This is a genomic window from Actinoplanes sp. TBRC 11911 (assembly GCF_012933445.1).
Taxonomy (GTDB): domain Bacteria; phylum Actinomycetota; class Actinomycetes; order Mycobacteriales; family Micromonosporaceae; genus Actinoplanes.
Genome location: NZ_JABBNC010000021.1, coordinates 99,970 through 118,613, shown reverse-complemented (window position 1 = coordinate 118,613; position 18,644 = coordinate 99,970). Strand labels below are relative to the sequence as shown.

17 protein-coding genes are annotated in these 18,644 nt (G+C 68.6%); 5 read left to right on the top strand and 12 right to left on the bottom strand.

The annotated features are described in order from the left end of the window. The first annotated feature begins 19 nt into the window (after positions 1-19). Entirely contained in the window at positions 20-454 is a 435-nt protein-coding gene (locus HH310_RS26075) for an SRPBCC family protein (protein ID WP_169178276.1), read from the top strand. Between the two features lie 450 nt (positions 455-904). On the opposite strand, the gene HH310_RS26070 is transcribed toward HH310_RS26075, so the two are convergent. Then, entirely contained in the window at positions 905-1,561 is a 657-nt protein-coding gene (locus HH310_RS26070; protein ID WP_169178275.1) for a DUF1275 family protein, read from the bottom strand. A gap of 105 nt (positions 1,562-1,666) precedes the next feature. On the opposite strand from HH310_RS26070, the gene HH310_RS26065 reads away from it, so the two are divergent. Both HH310_RS26065 and HH310_RS26060 read left to right on the top strand, forming a co-directional pair. Then, a complete protein-coding gene (locus HH310_RS26065) occupies positions 1,667-1,894 on the top strand; it encodes a hypothetical protein (protein WP_169178274.1) in 228 nt (75 codons plus the stop codon). A gap of 98 nt (positions 1,895-1,992) precedes the next feature. Then, entirely contained in the window at positions 1,993-3,576 is a 1,584-nt protein-coding gene (locus HH310_RS26060; RefSeq protein WP_211192639.1) for a GMC family oxidoreductase, read from the top strand. Here HH310_RS26060 and HH310_RS26055 read toward each other — a convergent pair. Continuing rightward, positions 3,524-4,387: a helix-turn-helix domain-containing protein gene (locus HH310_RS26055; RefSeq protein ID WP_169178273.1), complete on the bottom strand. Its 864-nt coding sequence runs from the start codon at positions 4,385-4,387 to the stop codon at positions 3,524-3,526. The genes HH310_RS26060 and HH310_RS26055 overlap by 53 nt on opposite strands. Between HH310_RS26055 and HH310_RS26050 the strand changes: the two genes are divergently transcribed. Beyond that, positions 4,386-5,471 (top strand): helix-turn-helix domain-containing protein, encoded by a 1,086-nt coding sequence (locus HH310_RS26050; protein ID WP_169178272.1) that lies wholly within the window; start codon positions 4,386-4,388, stop codon positions 5,469-5,471. The genes HH310_RS26055 and HH310_RS26050 overlap by 2 nt on opposite strands. Here HH310_RS26050 and HH310_RS26045 read toward each other — a convergent pair. The 9 genes from HH310_RS26045 to HH310_RS26005 form a co-directional block, all read right to left on the bottom strand. Then, on the bottom strand, positions 5,453-6,742 hold the full coding sequence (locus tag HH310_RS26045) for an Nramp family divalent metal transporter (RefSeq protein WP_248294416.1): 1,290 nt from the start codon (positions 6,740-6,742) through the stop codon (positions 5,453-5,455). The two genes, HH310_RS26050 and HH310_RS26045, sit on opposite strands and share 19 nt — an antisense overlap. A 2-nt stretch (positions 6,743-6,744) precedes the next feature. Continuing rightward, positions 6,745-8,436, bottom strand: a complete 1,692-nt coding sequence (groL, locus tag HH310_RS26040; RefSeq protein WP_169178271.1) for a chaperonin GroEL — start codon at positions 8,434-8,436, stop codon at positions 6,745-6,747. 12 nt (positions 8,437-8,448) lie between these two features. Next, positions 8,449-9,147 (bottom strand): iron-sulfur cluster assembly protein, encoded by a 699-nt coding sequence (locus HH310_RS26035; protein WP_169178270.1) that lies wholly within the window; start codon positions 9,145-9,147, stop codon positions 8,449-8,451. Continuing rightward, complete coding sequence (locus tag HH310_RS26030) at positions 9,144-10,214, bottom strand: amidohydrolase family protein (RefSeq protein ID WP_169178269.1); 1,071 nt, start codon at positions 10,212-10,214, stop codon at positions 9,144-9,146. Before HH310_RS26030 ends, HH310_RS26035 begins: the two co-directional genes overlap by 4 nt. 4 nt (positions 10,215-10,218) lie before the next feature. Beyond that, entirely contained in the window at positions 10,219-10,593 is a 375-nt protein-coding gene (mimD, locus tag HH310_RS26025; protein WP_312034317.1) for a propane 2-monooxygenase effector subunit MimD, read from the bottom strand. After that, positions 10,590-11,759 carry a toluene hydroxylase gene (locus tag HH310_RS26020; protein WP_169178268.1) on the bottom strand — a complete coding sequence of 390 codons (1,170 nt, stop codon included), beginning with the start codon at positions 11,757-11,759 and terminating at the stop codon, positions 10,590-10,592. Before HH310_RS26020 ends, mimD begins: the two co-directional genes overlap by 4 nt. Next, complete coding sequence (locus tag HH310_RS26015) at positions 11,759-12,799, bottom strand: 2Fe-2S iron-sulfur cluster binding domain-containing protein (protein WP_169178267.1); 1,041 nt, start codon at positions 12,797-12,799, stop codon at positions 11,759-11,761. The genes HH310_RS26020 and HH310_RS26015 overlap by 1 nt, the downstream gene beginning before the upstream one ends. Before the next feature lie 4 nt (positions 12,800-12,803). After that, the gene (locus HH310_RS26010; RefSeq protein WP_248294415.1) at positions 12,804-14,450 is read right to left on the bottom strand and encodes a methane monooxygenase; all 1,647 of its coding nucleotides are present in this window, start codon (positions 14,448-14,450) and stop codon (positions 12,804-12,806) included. A gap of 88 nt (positions 14,451-14,538) precedes the next feature. Then, entirely contained in the window at positions 14,539-14,778 is a 240-nt protein-coding gene (locus HH310_RS26005; RefSeq protein ID WP_169178266.1) for a hypothetical protein, read from the bottom strand. A gap of 125 nt (positions 14,779-14,903) precedes the next feature. Between HH310_RS26005 and HH310_RS26000 the strand changes: the two genes are divergently transcribed. Next, on the top strand, positions 14,904-16,694 hold the full coding sequence (locus tag HH310_RS26000; RefSeq protein WP_169178265.1) for a sigma-54-dependent Fis family transcriptional regulator: 1,791 nt from the start codon (positions 14,904-14,906) through the stop codon (positions 16,692-16,694). Between the two features lie 25 nt (positions 16,695-16,719). Here HH310_RS26000 and HH310_RS25995 read toward each other — a convergent pair whose 3' ends face one another. Next, a complete protein-coding gene (locus HH310_RS25995; protein WP_169178264.1) occupies positions 16,720-18,624 on the bottom strand; it encodes a GAF domain-containing protein in 1,905 nt (634 codons plus the stop codon). Positions 18,625-18,644 lie beyond the last annotated feature (20 nt).

Genomic DNA, 18,644 nt, shown 5'->3' with positions numbered 1-18,644 from the left:
AAATGGTACAGTGGTCGTCATGTTGTACGAGAACACGCTCGTGATCGAGGCGCCGCTCGACCGGTTATGGCGCCTCACCACCGACATCGCCGCGTGGCCGGCCTTCCTGCCGACCGTCCAGCGGCTGGAGCGCCTCGACGACGGCCCGCTGCGGGTCGGCAGCAAGGCGCGCATCAAGCAGCCGGCCCAGACCGAGGCGGTCTGGACGGTCACCCACCTGGAGCCGAACCGCGAGTTCACCTGGGAGACCAGCCGGATGGGCATGCGGATGACCGGCGGCCATCACCTGGAGGAGGTCGCCGGGGGCGTCCGAAACCGGCTGACCATCGAGGTCGCGGGCCGCGGCGCGGGCTTGTTCATGGCGTTGTTCGGCGGCGCGGTGCGGCGCAGCATCCGGGAGGAGAACGCCGCCTTCCAGCGCAAGGCCACATCCAAGAGCGACAGCCCGGCCTAGCAGACGGACACTTCTGCGATCGTGGTCGACCGTTGAGGCCCGCTTTGTGGGATACCGCAGCCACATCGTGGGCTTTTCGTGAACCTTGGAGAGTTGCGCCCACATACGAGCCATAACTCTCCAAGGTTCACATCTGGCCGGGAAATCCTGCCGCACAAAAGCCGCATTGCCGGGCAAAAACTACTCCACAATGGATGGGAATCCCACATCGCGGACGCCTGGTCCAGGACATGGTCGCGGGTCTCAGTACATGGCCGCGAGTCCCACGATATGAACGCGCCGCGGGTCACTCGCTGCGCCTGACCGGTCCAGCCCACCCTTATAACACGAAATATCGGATATGTTCTGCCGCGCGGTGAGTCAATCATGTCCCTCATCCACGGGTCGAGGTCGGTCAACGGGACTGCTGCCCATAATCACGGACGACGCGTGCGGGCTCGGTGGCCGTACTCAGCGGCGGCCCGACGCCACCACGACCGCCAGGACCACGGCGACCAGGGCCGCGGACAGGACGGGCGCCCACAACGGAGCCACTCGCAGCAACACCGCACCCGCCGTCGCGCCGCACAGCAGGGCCAGCAGGCGGAGCGCGCCGGGACCGGAGGAGGCGTACCGGCGCGGCTCTTCGATCAGGTCGCGGATGATGCCGGTCAGCGTGCCGGTGAGGTAAGTCGTCGACGCCTGGCTCAGGCCGGAGGCCAGGGTGACCACGCTCTGCACGCCCATCGACGCGGCCGCCACGCCGAGAAGCCACCACGCGGCTGTCGAACCGGGGCGTCCGTCCGCGACCAGCCAGCCCGCCACCACCGCGCACACAAGCAGCAACTCGACGACCAGGACCCGGCCGGTGCGGCGACCCCACCCCGGGTCGCTGCGCCGCAGGCCCACCGCGCCGGCCGCGACGCCGAGGGAGTAGCCGGCCAAGGCCACCCCGCACGACAGCGCCAGCCGGCCGTTCAGCGTGCCGATACCGCCACCGAGCTGGACCAAATTGCCGGTGATGACGCTGGCGAACGGGCCGCCGAGCCGGGCCACGCAGAGCGCGTCGAGACAGCCCGCGGCCGCGGCGAGCAGCACCAGGAGACGGGCCACGAGGCGATCGTTCATGCCTTCCAGAAGATCGTGTCAGCGACCTCCGCGGCAGGCCGGTCGCCGAAATCCATGTCTCAGAGTGAGACGCATGACGACGTTTCCGCGGGATGTCATGACTCCATGAAGATGACGACCCTGGCCGAGCTGGCGGTCATGCTGGCCTGGTTCGGCGCGCTCGGCATGGTCGTCGCGGTGCTCAACATCGTCGCGCTGCGCGTGGTACGCCTCGACGAGGTCCCCGGCTACCTCCGTGCCCGGATCCGCTGGTGGAGTGCCCACAACTGGCCGTTCTTCCTTTTCAGCCTGCTGCTCGGAATCGCCGGGCTGACGACGGTGGCCGCGATCTGAGACGTTCCTGGCCATTCTATTCCTAGGCAGAATTCGACCTTGTCGAATGTTCGGGCCGCGGTTTCACTCAATGCGAAACCGAAAAGGGAATGGGTCCAATGTCTCTGAATATCGATATCGCGGGAAAGCATTTCGACTACATCGTGGTGGGCGCGGGAGCCGCCGGGTCGGTGATGGCGGCGCGACTCAGCGCGGACGCGGGCCGCACCGTTCTGCTTCTCGAGGCGGGCGGCCCGGACACCGATCCCGACATCCTCCGGCCGCGCGGTGTGGGCCGGCTGCTGCGCGGTCGCAACGACTGGTCCGATGTGACCGTCCCGCAGCGCGAGCTCGGCAACCGGCAGGTGCCCATCTCGGCCGGTCGCACGCTCGGGGGCGGCGGCTCGATCAACTTCATGGCGTGGTTCCGGGGCCACCGTCTCGACTACGACGGCTGGGCGGCCCAGGGTATGCGCGGCTGGGCGTGGCGGGACGTGCTGCCGCGTTTCCTCCGCAGCGAGGACCACGAGCTGGGTGCCTCGCCGCTGCACCACACCGGCGGGCCGATCGCGGTCACCGCGCCGAAGGACGTGAAGCCCATGTCGCTGGCGTTCATCGCGGCCTGCGTGGAGGCCGGGCTGCCGGTCAACTGGGACTTCAACGGGGCCGAGCTGGACGGCGTGGGACCGCTCTACAGCAACGTACGCGCCGGTCAGCGCAACAGTGCGGCACGCGGGTACCTGCACCCGGTGATGGACCGGCCCAACCTGGTCGTGCACACCCGCGCCCGGGTGCGTCAGGTGCTGATGGACGGCGAGATCGCGCGCGGTGTGGTCTTCACGGATGCCGGCGGACGGGAGATCACCGTCGGCGCGTCCTCGGTGGTGTTGTCCGCGGGTGCGCTGCGGACGCCGCAGTTGCTGATGCTTTCCGGCATCGGCCCGGCCGGGCATCTGCGCGAGCTGGGCATCGACGTGGTGAACGATCTGCCCGGCGTGGGCGAAAATCTGCAGGATCATCCGATGGCGGTGATCCGCTGGCCGGTCGAGCACGGGGACACGTGGGCGCAGGACTTCACACCGGAGAACGAACGTCGCTACGTGGACACCCGGCGTGGACCGTTGTCATCCGCCCTCAGCGAGGCTGCCGCGTTCCTGCGCTGCGCCGACCAGGCGCCCGCTCCGGACATCCAGATCATCCCCATGGTCATGGACTTCGCCGGGAGCGGCGATCCCATGTTCACCAGTTTGGTGACCTTGCTGAAGCCGCTCAGCCGGGGAACCCTGCGCCTCGGCTCGGCCGATCCGGACGCCGCGCCGCTGATCGATCCTCGCTACCTGGACCACGAATTCGATAGTGCGGTGCTCGTCGAAGGAGTGCGCCGGGCCCTCGACATCGGCGCCAGCCCCGTCATGCGGACCTACCTCGGGCCGATGAACGTCGCCGCGTCCGACGGCGACGACGTGCTGCTGCGGATCGTGCGGGACACCTTGACCTCGATCAATCACCCGGTCGGCACCTGCCGGGCGGGGACCGACGACTACGCTGTCGTGGATCCGGACCTGCGGGTGCACGGCGTCGAAGGCCTGTACGTCGTGGACGCGTCGGTCATGCCCGACATACCGAGGGGCAACACGCACGCGCCGTCCATCATGATCGGTGAGCGGGGAGCTGACCTGGTGCTGAGCGCGGAGAACGCGTAGCGATGCCGCGTCGGATCTCGGCCATCGCCGCCTGGGTGGCCGGGTCCGCGCCGGGGATCATCACGTGCAGCGTCTGATCCGGGTCGTCGGTGATGCGAACGGCCTTCACCTGCACGTCGATCCGGGCGGCACCCCCGTAGAACAGCGTCGATCTGAAGTTGCCGCCGGAGGACACCGGTCCTTTCGCCCAGATCGTACGGAAAATACGGCTTCGCGCGGTCAACTCCTCGATGAGCTTGATCGTCTCCGGGTCATCGGGGTAGCGCCCGAGGTCCATGCGAAGCATGCCGATCAAGTGGCATGCCGCGACGAACCAGTCCTGGTGGAGATCGGCGCGACCACTGAGCGACAGCCAGCGGACGGCATTGCGTTCCCGGGACGGCATCGCCGGGAAATCCGCGATCACGAGGCGGGCCAGCGGGTTTGCCGCGAGGACGTCGGTGCGGCGGCCGAGCAGTACCACCGGGACATCGGCGAGCGTCTCCATCAACTGAAACGTCGACGGGCGTACGGTCTGGATCGCGGACGCCCGCCTGGAAACGGGGTGCGGGCCCAGCCGGGCCAGGTCGTACATGTGCTCGCGGGCGGCGCCGTCGAGCTCGAGGACGTCGGCGAGCGCACGCAGCACGACATTGCTCGGAATGAGCCGCCGCTTTCCCTGTTCCAGCTTGCTGTAATAGTCGACGCTTACCCCGGCGAGGTCAGCCACCTCTTCGCGCCGGAGTCCACGGACACGTCGCGGCTCGGCATTCGTGGGAGTCAGTGCTGCACGCCTTCTGTGCAGGAAATCACCCAGGGTGAGATGATTCATGCTTTCGTCCGTTCCCGCTTACCAGAACATTGCCTATTCAAAATGCGTGGGCGGCGCGGCCGTCGCGTTGCCTGATCCCGCCCGTCTCTTTGACTCTTGCGGCCAGCCGCACACCGCCGCGGCCCAGGTCACCGGAACACCGCGCCATGATGGGTGGGTGATGTGGGAAGACAGCAACGCCGTCAAGTGGGCCGAGGACTGCCATGCGTTCGGGCGCCTCTCGGTGCAGCCGATCGATGCGGGCGAGCCATCCGGAAAGATCTCGGCCACGTCGCTCGGCTCGATGTCCGCGTTGCAGATCACGGGGACGCCACAGGTGCTCCGCCGCACGCGCCGGGCCGTCCGGCAGGACCCCCTCGAAATCGTCAAGTTGTATATTCCGCTGACCCCCGCGGCCCTTCGTGTCGACGCCGACGACCTTGTCGCGCTGCGCCCCGGGCAAATGGTTTTCTACGACCTCGGGCGGCCCTACGACGCCGTCCACGAGCAGGAGTACTCGGCGATCGCGTTGACGTTTCCGCGCGACACCCTCGCGCTGCCCGGCCGGGTCCTCGAGCAGTGGTTCTACCGCCCCTTCCCGTGCGATCAGGGCGCCGGGGCCGTGGTGGCCGACTTCACCCGATCGGCGATTCGCGAAGGCGGGTTCCTCGGCATTTCCGCCGGGCGGCTGGGCGATGCCGGACTCCACCTCATCGCCGGAATGCTGGGCGCGCAGGTCGCCCAGGACGAAAAGGCGGCGGATGCTCTGCGGATCAAGATCTTTCACTATGTACGGGATCACCTGAGCGAACCCGGCCTGACCCACGATCGCGTCGCGGCCGCCCATCGCATGGCGCCCCGGACGTTGCACCGCCTGTTCGAGGACCAACCGTTCACCGTCACCGAATACATCCGCATGCGGCGCCTCGAGACCGTGCGCAGCGAGCTGACCAACCCGCTGTTCCGCCACCTCAGCATCGCCCGGATCGCGGCGCGCTGGGGTTTCCTCAGCCAGCCCCACTTCACCAGGGCATTCCAGGCGCGGTACGGCGTCACACCGTCCTCGGTCCGCCGATCCGGCCTCGATCAGAAGAACGTGTCGTAGAGCAGGAACGCGTTCAAGGCGATGATCAGGGCCGCCACCGTGGCGGCCGCGAGCGTGGTCAGCCGATGGTTGACAAAGCTGCCCATGATGTCGCGGCGGCGGGTCACCAGGATCAGCGGGACCAGCGCGAACGGAATGCCGAACGACAGCACCACCTGGGAGATCACCAGGCTGTCGGTCGGCGGCAGGCCCAGCGCCAGCACGGTCAGCGCCGGCGCCATCGTCACGGCACGCCGCACGAACAGCGGGATGCGGCGACGGATGAAACCCTGCATGACCACCTGGCCGGCGTACGTGCCGACGCTCGACGAGGACAGCCCGGAGGCGAGCAGGGCCACCGCGAACGCCAGCGCCGCGCCGCCGCCGACCATCCGGGCCAGGCCGTCGTGCGCGGCCTGGATCGAGTCGTCGCCCAGCGCGTAGCCCGACGAATGGAACAGCGACGCCGCCACCACCAGCATGGACAGGTTGATCAGGCCGGCCGCGCCGAGCCCGATCAGCACGTCGAGCCGCTGGAAACGCAGCAGTTCGTGGCGTTCGCCGTCGTCGCGGCAGGCGACCCGGGACTTGGTCAGCGCCGAGTGCAGGTAGACCACGTGCGGCATCACGGTCGCGCCGATGATGCCGCAGACCAGCAGCACGCTGTCGCCGCCGGCGAGCCGCGGGATCAGCCCGGAGGCGATACCGGCCGGGTCCGCGCCGACGGCCAGCAGGTCGTACAGGAAACCCAGCAGGACGATGCCGAGCAGACCGGCGATCGCGAGTTCGAAGCGGCGGTAGCCGCGCTGTTCCAGGGCCAGGATGCCGAACGCGACCACCGCGGTGATCAGCCCGGCGGGGAACAGCGGCACGTGGAACAGCAGGTAGAGGCCGACCGCGGCACCGAGGAACTCGGCCAGGTCGGTCGCCATCGCGATGATCTCGGCCTGCACCCACAGGCCGCGCGACACCGGGCGGGGCAGGTGCTGGCGGCACAGCTCGGGCAGGTCCCGGCCGGTGGCCACGCCGGCCTTGGCGGACAGGTACTGCACCAGCATCGCGGTGAGGTTGGCCAGCACGATGACCCAGATGAGCGTGTAGCCGAACTGGGCGCCGGCGGTGAAGTTGGTCGCGAAGTTACCCGGGTCCACGTAGGCGACGGCCGCGACGAACGCCGGCCCGAGCAGCGCGACCGTCCCCCGTACGCGGCCCTGGGCCAGCAACTTGCGCAGCTCGGAGGTGGCGACGGCGCTTTCCCCCGAACCCACGCCGTCGCCCTTTACCGGGCCCATCCTTACCCGACCGAGGGGCCGAGGCCGAGCGACTGCGGTGTGCTGGAGTCCGGCGACGGTTGCCGCAAGCCCTCGTCGAGCTCGCCGAACTCGGTCATCAGCGCCGGGCTGCCGCCCCACGGCGTCTGTTCCTCGGCGACCAGTGTGTTCGTCGTGAGCAGCAGACCCGCGACCGACGCCCCGTTCTGCAGCGCCGAGCGGGCGACCCGTAACGGATCGACGATGCCCATCTCGATCATGTTGCCGAACCGGCCCTGCAGCGCGTCGAAGCCCTCGTCGCGGCCCAGGGCCGAGATCCGGGTGACGACCTCCTGGCCGGAGAAGCCGGCGTTGCTCGCGATCAGGAATGCCGGCTCGGTCAGCGAACGCCGGACGATCTCGACGCCGGTGGCGTAGTCGTCCTTGAGCTCCAGGCCGTCGAGCGCGTCCTGGGCGTGCAGCAGCGCGGCCCCGCCACCGGCGACGATGCCCTCGGCCATCGCCGCGCGGGTCGCCGACAGGGCGTCCTCGACGCGGTGCTGCAGTTCCTTGAGCTCGGCGTTGGTGGGCGCGCCGACGTGGATGACCGCGACCTTGCCGGACAGCGCGCCGATGCGTTCGGTGAGCACGTCCTCGTCCGCCCCGAAGGTGGCGCGTTCCAATTCGGAACGCAGCTGGGTGAGCCGGAACTCGACGGCCTCGCGCGAGCCGTCGCCGCCGATGATCGCGGTGCTCTCCGCATCCACCCGTACCTGGTCGGCCCGGCCGAGCTGGTCGATCGTCATGGTCTCCAGCGTGAACCCGGAGTGCCGGCTGTACACCGTCCCACCGGTGATCGCCGCGATGTCCTCGAGCTTGTGCAGCCGGCGGTCGCCGAAGCCGGGTGCCCGCACCGCGACGCACTGGAAGACGCCGTTGACGTGGTTGTGGGTGAGCATCGACAGCGCGGTGCCCTCCACGTTCTCGGCGATGATGATCAGCGGCCGCGGCGCCCGCATGATCTTGTCGAGCAGCGGCATGAGCTGCTGCACCTTGGTGATCTTCTCGCTGCAGAGCAGGATGTACGGGTCGTCGACGACGGCGGTGAGCCGGGCCGGGTCGGTCACCATATACGGCGAGAGGTAGCCGTTGTCGAACTCGAAGCCCTCCACGAAGTCGACGTCGAGCCCGTTGCGCGCCGACTCCTCGACGGTCACGATGCCGCCGTCGCCGACCGTGTACAGCGCCTTCGCGATCGCCGAGCCGACCGTGTCGTCGTCGTTGGCCGAGATCGCCGCCACCCGGGCGAGATCGGCCTCGGCGGTCACCTCGCGGGCCACCGTCTGCAGCCGCTCGACCAGACGATCCACCGCAAGATCAACACCCCGCTTGACCAGTACGGGATTTGCCCCGGCCCCGATCGCCGCCATGCCTTCGCGGACGATCGCCTGAGCCAGAACGGTGGCCGTGGTCGTCCCGTCGCCGACGATGTCGTTGGTCTTGATCGCCGCTTCCTTGACCAGCTGCGCGCCCATGTTCTCGAACTGGTTCTTGAGGTGGATCTCCCGGGCGATCGTCACGCCGTCGTTGGTGACCACGGGCGAGCCGGTGATCTTCTCCAGGATGACGTTGCGGCCCTTGGGGCCGAGTGTCGACTTGACCGCCTCGGCCAGCTTGTCGACGCCGCTCTGGAGCAAAGTACGCGCATCAGCGCCGAATCGAAGTTCCTTGGCCATGAGGGTCTCTCCTTATGAAGATTCGCCGATGCCATCGGTGTCGTAGCGGTGCCGCAACATGCCGCGGCAGATGCTGGTGTTCGCGTCGAGGCTGGTGCGGGTCAATCGGGCCTTGCGCAGGTGCAGCGGGACCGCGTCCTCCTCCAGCGGGGAGCCGTCCGAAGAAAGAAGCAACGGCGAGGAGTCCCCACTGGGCAGCCCGAGCTCGCGGCGCCGCCGGCGCAACCTGTCCAGCGCCGCCGAGCGGGGCAGGTCGCCCAGCGTCGCCGCGGCCAGGTCCGCCGGCGTCGCGCCCGCGGCAACGAGCGGCCGGCACACGACGTCGGTGCCGGCCAGGACGGACTTGCCGAGGAAGTTGGCGCGCAGCTCGTCGAGCTCGCCGACCGCCTCCCCGCTGAACGAGTGGGCGAACCCGGCTCGTGCGGCCACCCCGTCGTTTATCGCGTCGGCCGCGAAGTGGTCGTCCAGCACCACCTCCGCGCGGCGGACCTCGTCGAGGGCGGACACCGAGTCGTACGCGTCGGCCACCATCAGGTACGCGAAGTTGGGCGCGCAGAAGTAGGTCGGCAGCCGCAGGTGAACCGACGCGGTGCCGTCCGAATCGAGCGACGCCGACGCCACGAAGCCGAGCGTCGTGATCGGCTCGTCCAGCTCGGGATCGCGCACCTCGGCCAGGGCGGCCAAGATGCGCGATCCGGTGGTGGCGGTCATCCCAGCGAGGCCGCCGGCGAGCCCGGGTTCACGCCAACGGCGTCGTCCCGGGCCGCCGGAGCCCCCTCGCCCGCGCCGAGCCGGTACTCCTCGGGGACCTCGATGCCGTACAGCTTGGCGGCGTTGAGACCGAGGATCTTCTTCTTGGTCGCCACGGTCACCCGCGGGTAGTCGTCGAACTCCTCGCCCGGGTAGTCCCAGTCGACGAAGCCCTCGATCTGCCACTTGGGCTCCCAGATCCCGTAGTCGCTGCCGAAGGTCATCTTGTCCTCGCCGACCCAGAACAGCAGCTCGCCCATCACCTTCGCGAAGAATCGGGGCCGCGCGTGCATGAGACCGCCGATCACCACCGACAGGCCGGCGTACACGTTGGGCTCCTGGGTCGCCATGAAGCAGAAGTCCTCGATGCGGGGCAGGCCCACGTGTTCCACGATGAAGTTGAGCTCGGGGAAGTCGGTCGCCGCGTGATCCACGTCGGAGACGTCGAAGGCGTCCTTGTCCAGCGGCCAGATAGTCGGGCCCTTGTGCACGTGGATGTTGCGGATGCCCAGTTCCTGGCACTTCTCCAGATACCGGTACGCGGCCGGGTCCTTGAGCGTCCAGCCGCGCGAGCCGTTGTTCCACTCGGCGGTGTAGAGCTTGACGCCGATGCTGCCGTAGCGGTCGACGTTCTCGGCCAGCTTCTTCAGCCCGTCGTCGCCGTCGCGCGGGTCCCAGCGGGTGTTCGCGATGAACTTGCCGGGGTGCTTGGCGCCCAGCGCGGCGTTCTTCTCGGTGGTGTTGAAGCCTTCCTTGTACCATTCGGTCAGATAGGTCGGCTGGAAGATCGCGATGTCCACGTAGCCGTCCTGGAAGACGTCCTTCATCAGGTCGTCCTCGGTGTAGGACATGAACTTCTCGATCGGCCAGTGCGTCGATTCCGGCCCCAGCCCCTGATAGGCGTGGAAGCACTCGATCCAGCCCTTGGCGTACTGCTCGGCGCCCGGCACCCAGTTGTCCGGGCCGGCGTTCCAGTAGTGCATGTGGCTGTCGACGACGAAGTACTTCTGGCCATCCTTCTCGTACAACGCGCTACCTCCCGGCCTTGAGGTCGAATCCGATGAATTCGGCGGCGTCCTCGGGGTTGGCGAACATGATCGTCCGGTCGTCCTCGTGGATCATCCGGCCGTAGTGGGTGGACATGCTCTCCTCGAACTGGGCCGCGTCGAAGTAGCCGGGCTCCTCGCCCAGCGCCTCGGAGACCTCGTCGTAGACGACGTCCATCCGGTTCGTCGCGTCCACCCGGATCATCGAGGGCAGTGGCGTCACCCGTACGTTGGGCTTGGTCCGCATGACATCCGCGACGACCACGCCGACCTGGTTGTTCATCAGCGTGAAGCCACACATGTTGGACGCGGTGTTGTCGGACTTGAACGGGCTCGGCGCCGTCTTGAACTGCTGTGTCACCGCTCCAGCTCCTTCGGGATGTCCAGGCCGAGATCGGTCACGATGCCGGCGAAACGGCTCTTCACACGGTCCAGCGCGTCCTCGAAGCGCAACGGCTTGTGGTCCGGCTGCGACCACAGCGGCTGCATCGCGCGGGCGGCGCCGATCGAGGTCCCGGCCCACTCGGCCAGCCAGGCGTTGAGGGTCCGCTTGTTGTGGTCGGCGAACTCCCGGTCGCTGGTGAGCAGCTCGTACAGGGCCCGGGTGTAGCGCAGGTCCCGTTCGGCGAAGTCGTACTCCTCGGCGCCGACGATCGTCGGGGTGACGAAGTCGCCGTTGCGCGGCGCCGCCTGCATCACGAGCTGGCTGCGGAACAGCTCGCCGACCAGTGGCTGGAACACCACGTTGGCGGCGAACACGGCCTCGCCCCAGTCGTCGATGCCGGTCAGCCGCTCGGCCGTCTCGCGGACGCCCTGCCACGCCGGATCCGCGTTCCAGGTCTCCAGGTGCGCGGTGCCGTCGAAGCCCTCGATCTCCTCGCTGAGGGTGAGCTGGTACAGCGCCAGGTCCTGGGCGGCCCGGATCAGGTGCATGCTGTTGACCGCGATCGCGGTGTTGTGCATGTTGGTCGGCCCGCGGCGGTTGGCGTTCGCGAACAGGTACAGGCCGAGTCCGTGGTCGACGTGCATCCACGCGCCGATGTGCTGCTGCACGAAACGCACCCAGTTCGGGTTCCACTGCTCGAACGCCTTGGCCTGGCGGGCCGCGTCGACGTTCTGGTTGACCTGGCGCACGACGTTGGCGTTGTAGCGGTAGAGCGAGAGCTCCCACTCCTCGTTGGGGTCGCGGAACTCGTGCCAGCCGTGCGCCGGCCACTCGTAGCCCTGCCCGCCGGTGCCGGGTCCGCGTTCGGGCTCGGGGCGGTCGCTGCCCCACGCCTTCAGGGCGGTCCAGTCCAGCGGGTAGCCGCCGCGACCGTCGGCGAACCCGTACAGCCAGCCCTGCGCGAGGTAGTGCCGGGGATCCGGCTGCACCTCGACGGTGACGTCCTCGTAGTGGGTCTGCTTGCGCTTCTGCGGAGTGAAGTAGTTGAACCGGCGCGCCGTCGAGTCCGGGAACTCCTTGGCGCCGGCCTCGGCGTCGGTGAAGACGGGCTTGGGAACGCTGCGTTCCGTCGCGGTCGTCATCAGTCCTCCCCACCTGTGGTCGTGAATTTGTCGTAGTAGATGTGTTTCTCGGGCGCGCCGAGCGACGCCATCAGCGGCTGGGCCGCTTCGACCATCGGTGGCGGACCGCAGAGGTACGCGTGTGCTCCGCGCAGGTCGGCCTCGTACCGCTTGAGCACGTCGGTGATGAAGCCGACCTCGCCGTCCCAGTCGTCGCCGTCCGGCTCGGACAGCGCCGGCACGAACCGGAAGCCGGGCAGTTTGTCCCGCAACGCCTCGATCTCGTCGACAAAGCAAAGATCCTTGGCCGTACGGGCTCCGTAATAGAACACGGCCTTGCGCTCGATTCCGCGCTCGGCCATCGAGCGCAGCAGTGCCAGGATCGGCGCCAGGCCCGCGCCGCCCCCCACGAAGATCAGGTCCTTGTCGGGGGCGTCGCGCAGCGTGAACACGCCGAACGGCCCGGTCAGGTCGAGCCGGTCGCCGACCCGCAACCGGCCGTCCAGGAACGACGAGAACACGCCGTCCGGGTAGACCTTGATGACGAACTCGAGCCGCCCGTCCTCCTTGCTGGACGTGTTCGCCATCGAGAACGAGCGCGTCACCTCCGTACCGGGCACCTTGATGTCCATGTACTGGCCGGGAAAGAACGTGATCTCGGCCGGCTCGATCAGCCGCAGGACCAGGTGCCGGAGGTCGTGGGTCACCTTGTCGATCGCCACGACCTCGGCCACCGCGTTCTGGATGGGCAGCCCCGAGCGGATCATGTCCTCGTCGAAGTTGAGCAGCTCGATCGTCACGTCCTCGTACACGTGCGCCCGGCACAGCAGCGTGAAGCCCTCCTCCAGCTCGTAGTCGGGCAGCGCGAACGTGGAATAACGGTCGAGTTCGATGTCGTCACCGTCGAGCACGAACGACTTGCAGGAGGCGCACTGGCCCTCCTTGCAGCCGTGCATGAGCATCAGCCCCTGCTCGGCTGCGGAGCGCAGCACGGTCTGCTCCTCGTCGACCTCGATCTCGATGCCGACCGGCTCGAACCGGACCCGGTGCTTCTCACCCATGGCGTCAGCGCGCAAACCGGCCGGCCGGGCCGCCCCTGATGTACTGCGCGTGGAACGCCGCGCGCTCTTCGTCGGTCATCTCGTTGAGCAGCACGTTCGGGCTCTGCAGCGGACCCATCCGGCGCAGGTGGTCCAGCGTCCACATCTTCTTCGGGTCGTCCAGGTTGAGGTGCGGCTGCGCGACCATCGTCTTGCCGTCGTCGCGGACGTAACCCATGTCCTTGACCACGTCGGCCCAGTTCCAGCCGTGGTAGAGGGTCTCCCACTCGCGGGCGCCGATGAGCTGACCCATGTTCGGGGTCTGACGACCCTGGTAGGTGGGCCGGAACGCCTCGACGTCGGTCCACCGGCAGACCTCGTGGCAGTACGTGCGCCACTGCCCGTTGACCTCGGCCATCACCATGTCCTCGCGGACCAGGCACGGGACCATGCAGGTCCAGCAGCGGTGCGGGTACTGGTAGTCGACGTCCTCGGCGACGATCGGGTGGTGCCCGTTGGGCGTACTCAAGCGGTTGTAGTTCTCCCACCACTTGCCGTACCGGTCATACCAGCCCGGGTACTTGTACTCGAACCACTCGAAGTCCTTGTCGGTCATCGGGTCGATCCGCCAGTAGTTGGCCAGCCAGCCGGTCGCGAAGAACTGCGCCACCTCGTGCACGTAGCCCTTGTTCCAGATCTGGTTCCACGACTCCTCGATCAGGTCGTGCGGGATGACCAGGCCGTACTTCTCCAGCGGTACGAGATAGCTGCGGTAGTAGTCGTCGTAGATCCAGCGGCGCCACATCTCGGCGTACGACTCGCGGTCCTTGCGCCGGTCCTTGGTGCCGTACTCGATGAACGTGCCGATCGCGGCGTCCACCACGCGGTGGTTGTTCCACCAGGCGTACCGGAGATCTCTCTCGAGCAGTTGGTGGTTGCCCTCGTCGGCGAGCGCCATCAGCAGGGTGGCGTACCCGTTGCTGATGTGCCGCGACTCGTCGGACTGCACCGAGTGGAACACGGTCGGCAGCAGGTAGTCGCCGTTCGCGGCGGCCTCGGCCGGCATCGCGACGAACAACGTGTTGGTGAACGCCGTCTCGGCCACGATGGTCAGGTAGATGCTGGCCGCGGTGATCGCGTCGCCGGTGATGAAACCCTCGGCGAACTGGCGGCCGATGGTGCCGCAGTAGTCGTTCTGGAAATTGCGCAGGCTCGAGTTGAAGCCGGCCGGGTCGATGTAGTTGTTCATGTACAGGCGCTTGAGGTTCTGCTGGATCGTCGAGTGCCGTACCTCGTCGATCATCTGGATCGCCTGGCCGTTGTGCAGCTCCGGGTTCGGCACGTTGCGGAACAGCAGCGGCATCGCCCGGGCCGCCGAGATCTCCGGCAACGGGATGATCGACAGGAACAGCTTCTGCCACTCCAGCCAGCGTTCCTGCACCTGGCGGAACATGTTGCCGCGGATCGCGCCGTCGGACGCGCCGTACACCCGGTGGTCCTTCTCCTCCTGCATCGGGAAGTACGACCGCAGCACCTGCTTGAGTGGGTCCTTCTTCTGCGCCTTGCGGAACGTGTAGTCGGTTCCGTAATGCGAGACCGGCTGGTGGTACATCGGTTCCCAGGCCAGCTCCTGGATCTTCTGATGAGCCTTGGCCACGCTCTGCCGACTCATAAGGTCAACTCCTTCGACAGCTCTGCAGTCCTTCAGACCGCATCAGACCCCGGCTCGGCCTGAGCTGCGGTCTCACAATGAGTCAGGGCTAAACGTCCTTTTCCCCGAAGACCGCAGCCCGGATCTCGGCCAGGTGGGCCTTGACGTTCTCGCCGACCTGGCGGTCGCCTTCCGGCGCCGGCTCGATACCGAACGCGCGCAGCAGCTCGGCGGCGGGCGCGCCCGGATCGGCGTTACCCAGCGTCGGATGCAGGCCGTGGTCGGCCAGATGGTGGAAGACCACATTGACGACGGTCCACGGGTTGAACGTCTCGGACGGCGGCTCCATCGCCTGAGTCCATCGCGGAGTCGCTCGTTTGGGGTCTCAACATGAGACGAAACAGGAATCGAAGCAGGTAGACGCGGCGCGTACGGTGTAGTCAGCACGCGACGGAGGGCAAGGGAGCCCCGCCCATGCCACCTGAACATCCACCCGACACCGGTGACATGAGACTGGCGAAGACCCGCGAGCGGTTCCTCACCGCCGAGCAGGTCGATCCGCACCATGTCCGGGACTCGATCCTGGCCTCGTGGTGGCGATCGCGCCGGTGGAATGTGGCCGCCGACCGGATCGACCTGGCCTACCGCCATGCCCCCGATCTGGACACTCCGCTGACCCGCAGCGCGTTACCGGTGCTGCGGCATCTGCGTCACCACCTGGACGGCCAGCCGATCAGCATCATCCTGACCGATCCGACCGGGCTGGTCCTGGTGCGCCTGGACGCCGGCCGCGACCTCGACACCCACCTCGACCGGGTCAACCTGGCGCCCGGCTTCAGCTACGCCGAGGAGTTCGTCGGCACCAATGGGATCGGCACCGCGCTGGAGGGCGGCCGGCCGATGCACGTGTTCGGCCACGAGCACTACGCCGAGCACCTGGAGGACCTGGCCTGCGCCGGGGTGCCGATCCACCACCCGATCTCCGGCAAGACGGTCGGCGCGGTCGATCTCACCTGCTGGCGCAAGGACGCCGACCCGCTGCTGCTGACCCTGGCCAAGACGACGGCGGGACAGATCCAGCAGGCGCTGCTCAGCGACAGCGGGATCCAGGAACTGACGCTGCTCCAGGAGTACCTGCGCACGTGCAGGCGTACGGCGGGAATTGTGTTCGCTCTGAACAACGACGTGGTGATGATGAACGACATCGCCCGGCACGCGCTCGACCCGGCCGAACAGGCGGTGCTGCTGACCCAGGCGGCCGAGACGCTGGCCGGCCGCAACCCGGCCGCGTCGCTGCTGGTCGAGCTGCCCAGCGGGGTGAAAGCGCGGATGTTCTGCCGGCCGGTGCGCGGCGAGGGCCTGCTCAGCGGCGGCGTCGTGCATGTCAAGCTGGGCGAGCAACCCGCGGGCGTACGCCTCGACCCCGGCCCCGGGCCGCGGATGTTCCTGCCCGGCCTCGTCGGCAGCGGCGGGCTCTGGCTCAGCGGCTGCCACCAGGTGAAATCGGTGTACGACACGGGCACGTGGCTGGCCCTGGAAGGCGAGCCCGGGGTGGGCAAGCTGGCCGCCGTGCGCGCGATCCACCAGTACGAACGGCCCGCCGCGCACTTCGCCGTCGTGGATGCGGCCGCCCCGGGCCGTGGCTGGCTGGCCGACGTGCGCCGCGAACTGGCCGGCGGTGCAGGCGTGCTGGTCATCCGCCACGTCGACAAGATCAGCGCGGCGGCCCTGGAAAAGCTGACGAAGCTGCTCGAACAGGGCGGTGCCGCGCCGCCGTGGGTCGCGGTGACGCTGAGCCCCCGGCACGACGGCGGCGAGCTGGCCGGGCTGCTGCGCTTCTTCCCGAGCACGGTGGAGCTGCCGCCGCTGCGCTACCACCTGGAGGACGTGCCGGCGCTGGTCTCGTTCTTCCTGTCCAAGCTGGTCACCGACGGGCGGCTGGGGTGTTCGCCGGAGGCGATGCAGATGCTCAGCCGGGCGAGCTGGCCGGGCAACGTCGAGCAGCTGTGGCAGGTGCTGCGCAACATCGTCCAGCACCGGCGCGGCGGCACCATCCAGCCCGGCGACCTGCCGGCCGAGTGCCGCACGGTCAGTCGCCGGCTGTTGAGCCCGCTGGAGGCGATGGAACGCGACGCGATCGTGCGCAGCCTGCAGGACTGGGACGGCAGCAAGGTCAAGGCGGCGGCCGCACTCGGCATGTCCCGCGCCACCATCTACCGCAAGATCCACGAGTACGGCATCGTCGCCCCGCCGCGGCACGCCTGATCACCTGCATCGTCGCGGCACCGTGTCACCCGGCCTGATTGACCGGCAGGGACACGACGATTGTGGTGCCCTTGCCGGCCGGGCTGCTCACCATGATCGCGCCGCCCAGCGCCTCTACCCGGTCGCGCAGGCCGACCAGCCCCGAGCCGTTGGACGGGTCGGCGCCGCCGGTCCCGTCGTCGCTCACCGACAAACGCAGCCAGCCGTTGCGCTCCTCGACCAGCACCTCGGCGTGCTCGGCCTGGGCATACTTGCTGGTGTTGGTCAAAGCCTCCGAAACCACATAATAAGACGCTATTTCCACCGATGGCGGGAACCGTTGCTCGGTGTGCACCCGCATCTCCACCGGCAGCGGCGCCCGCCGGGCCAGCGTCCGCAGCGCCGGGCTGAGCCCACCCTCGGACAGGATCGCCGGGTGGATCCCCCGGGAGATCTCCCGCAGGTCGTCGAGCACCTCGGTGATCTCGGTGGCGGCCGCCTGCACCGCCGCGCGAATCTCCTGCTGCCCGTCGGTCACCGTGGTCTCGGCCAGGCGCAGCTCCAGGGCCAGCGAGACGAGCCGCTGCTGGGCGCCGTCGTGCAAGTCCCGTTCGATGCGCCGGCGCGTCTCGTCGGCGGCCGCCACCACCCGCGCGCGGGAGGCGATCAGCTGGCCGTGACTTTCCGCGTTGGCGACCGCGGTGGCGATCAGCTCGGTGAAGTCGAGCAGCCGTTTCTCGATGTCGATGGGCAGTTCCTCGCCGCGTACGCCGAAAGCGCCCCACACCCGCCCCTCGACCGTGATCGGGCAGAAGATCGCCGAGTCCGCGCTCGCCGAACTGCCCGCCGTGACGGTCGTCAGAATCTGCGGGTCACGCAGCAGCCCGAGCAGGCCGGGCGCGGCGCCGTCGCCGCTGCCGCCGGCGTCGCTGCCGGCTCGACCGGCGCGGTCGCCGGCGAGATGCGACGGCGTCCCGTCCGGCGCGAACCGCACGATGATTGTCGTGTCCGCGCCGAGCAGGGCCGTCACCTCGTTGGTGACCGAGGTGAAGACGTCGTCCGGCTGGGCTCCGGCGGCGACCAGCGTCGCCACCCGGCGCAGCGCCGCCTGTTCCCGGGCCAGCCGGTTGATCTCCACGCTGCTTTCCGCGTTTGCCACGGCGGTCGCGACGAGCTCGGTGAACCTGGTGATCTGCGCCTCGGTCTCCGGCGGGAACGCCTGGTCGCCGCGGGTGGACGCGGCGATGACCCCCCAGATGTGGCCGCCGACCACGATCGGGCACCCCACCGACGAGCGGATGCCCAGCTCATGGGCCTCGTCGGCGATCCGGCCGGTGGCTCGTTCGAAGGTGTCGACGCGGGCCGGGGCACCGGTGCGCAGCACCGCCCGGGCGATGCTCGGGCCGTCCAGCTCGATCCACGTGCCGACGGCCAGCACGGCGGGCACCCGGCTCCAGACCGCGACGCCGACCACCCCGTCCTCGTCGTAGCGCTCCATCCGGGCCAGGTCGGCGTCGCAGAGCAGGCCGACCTCGCGGGTGACCGCCTCGAACACGGTGACCGGTTCCGGGGACCGCGCGACCAGGGTGGCGACCCGTCGCAGCGCGGACTGCTCGCGCGACAGCCGGGCCGACTCCACCACCGCTCGCCGCATCCGGGCGGCCAGCTCGGCCACCACCAGCGCGGTCACCAGGAAGACACCCATCGGCACCAGGTCGCGCTCCTCGGCGATCCAGAACGAATGCACCGGCGCGAGGAACAGGTACGAGAACACCACGACGCTGAGCAGCACCGCGAAGACCGCCACGTGGATGCCCCAGGTGATGGCCACCGGCAGCACCACCAGCATGTACAGCACGAGCAGGCTGAGCGCGGGCAGACGCGGTTCCAGCAAAGCGATGGCCGTGCTGACGACGGCCGTCAGCAACGCCGCGACAACGAGACCGCTCACCCAGTGAGCGGCCAGCGCCC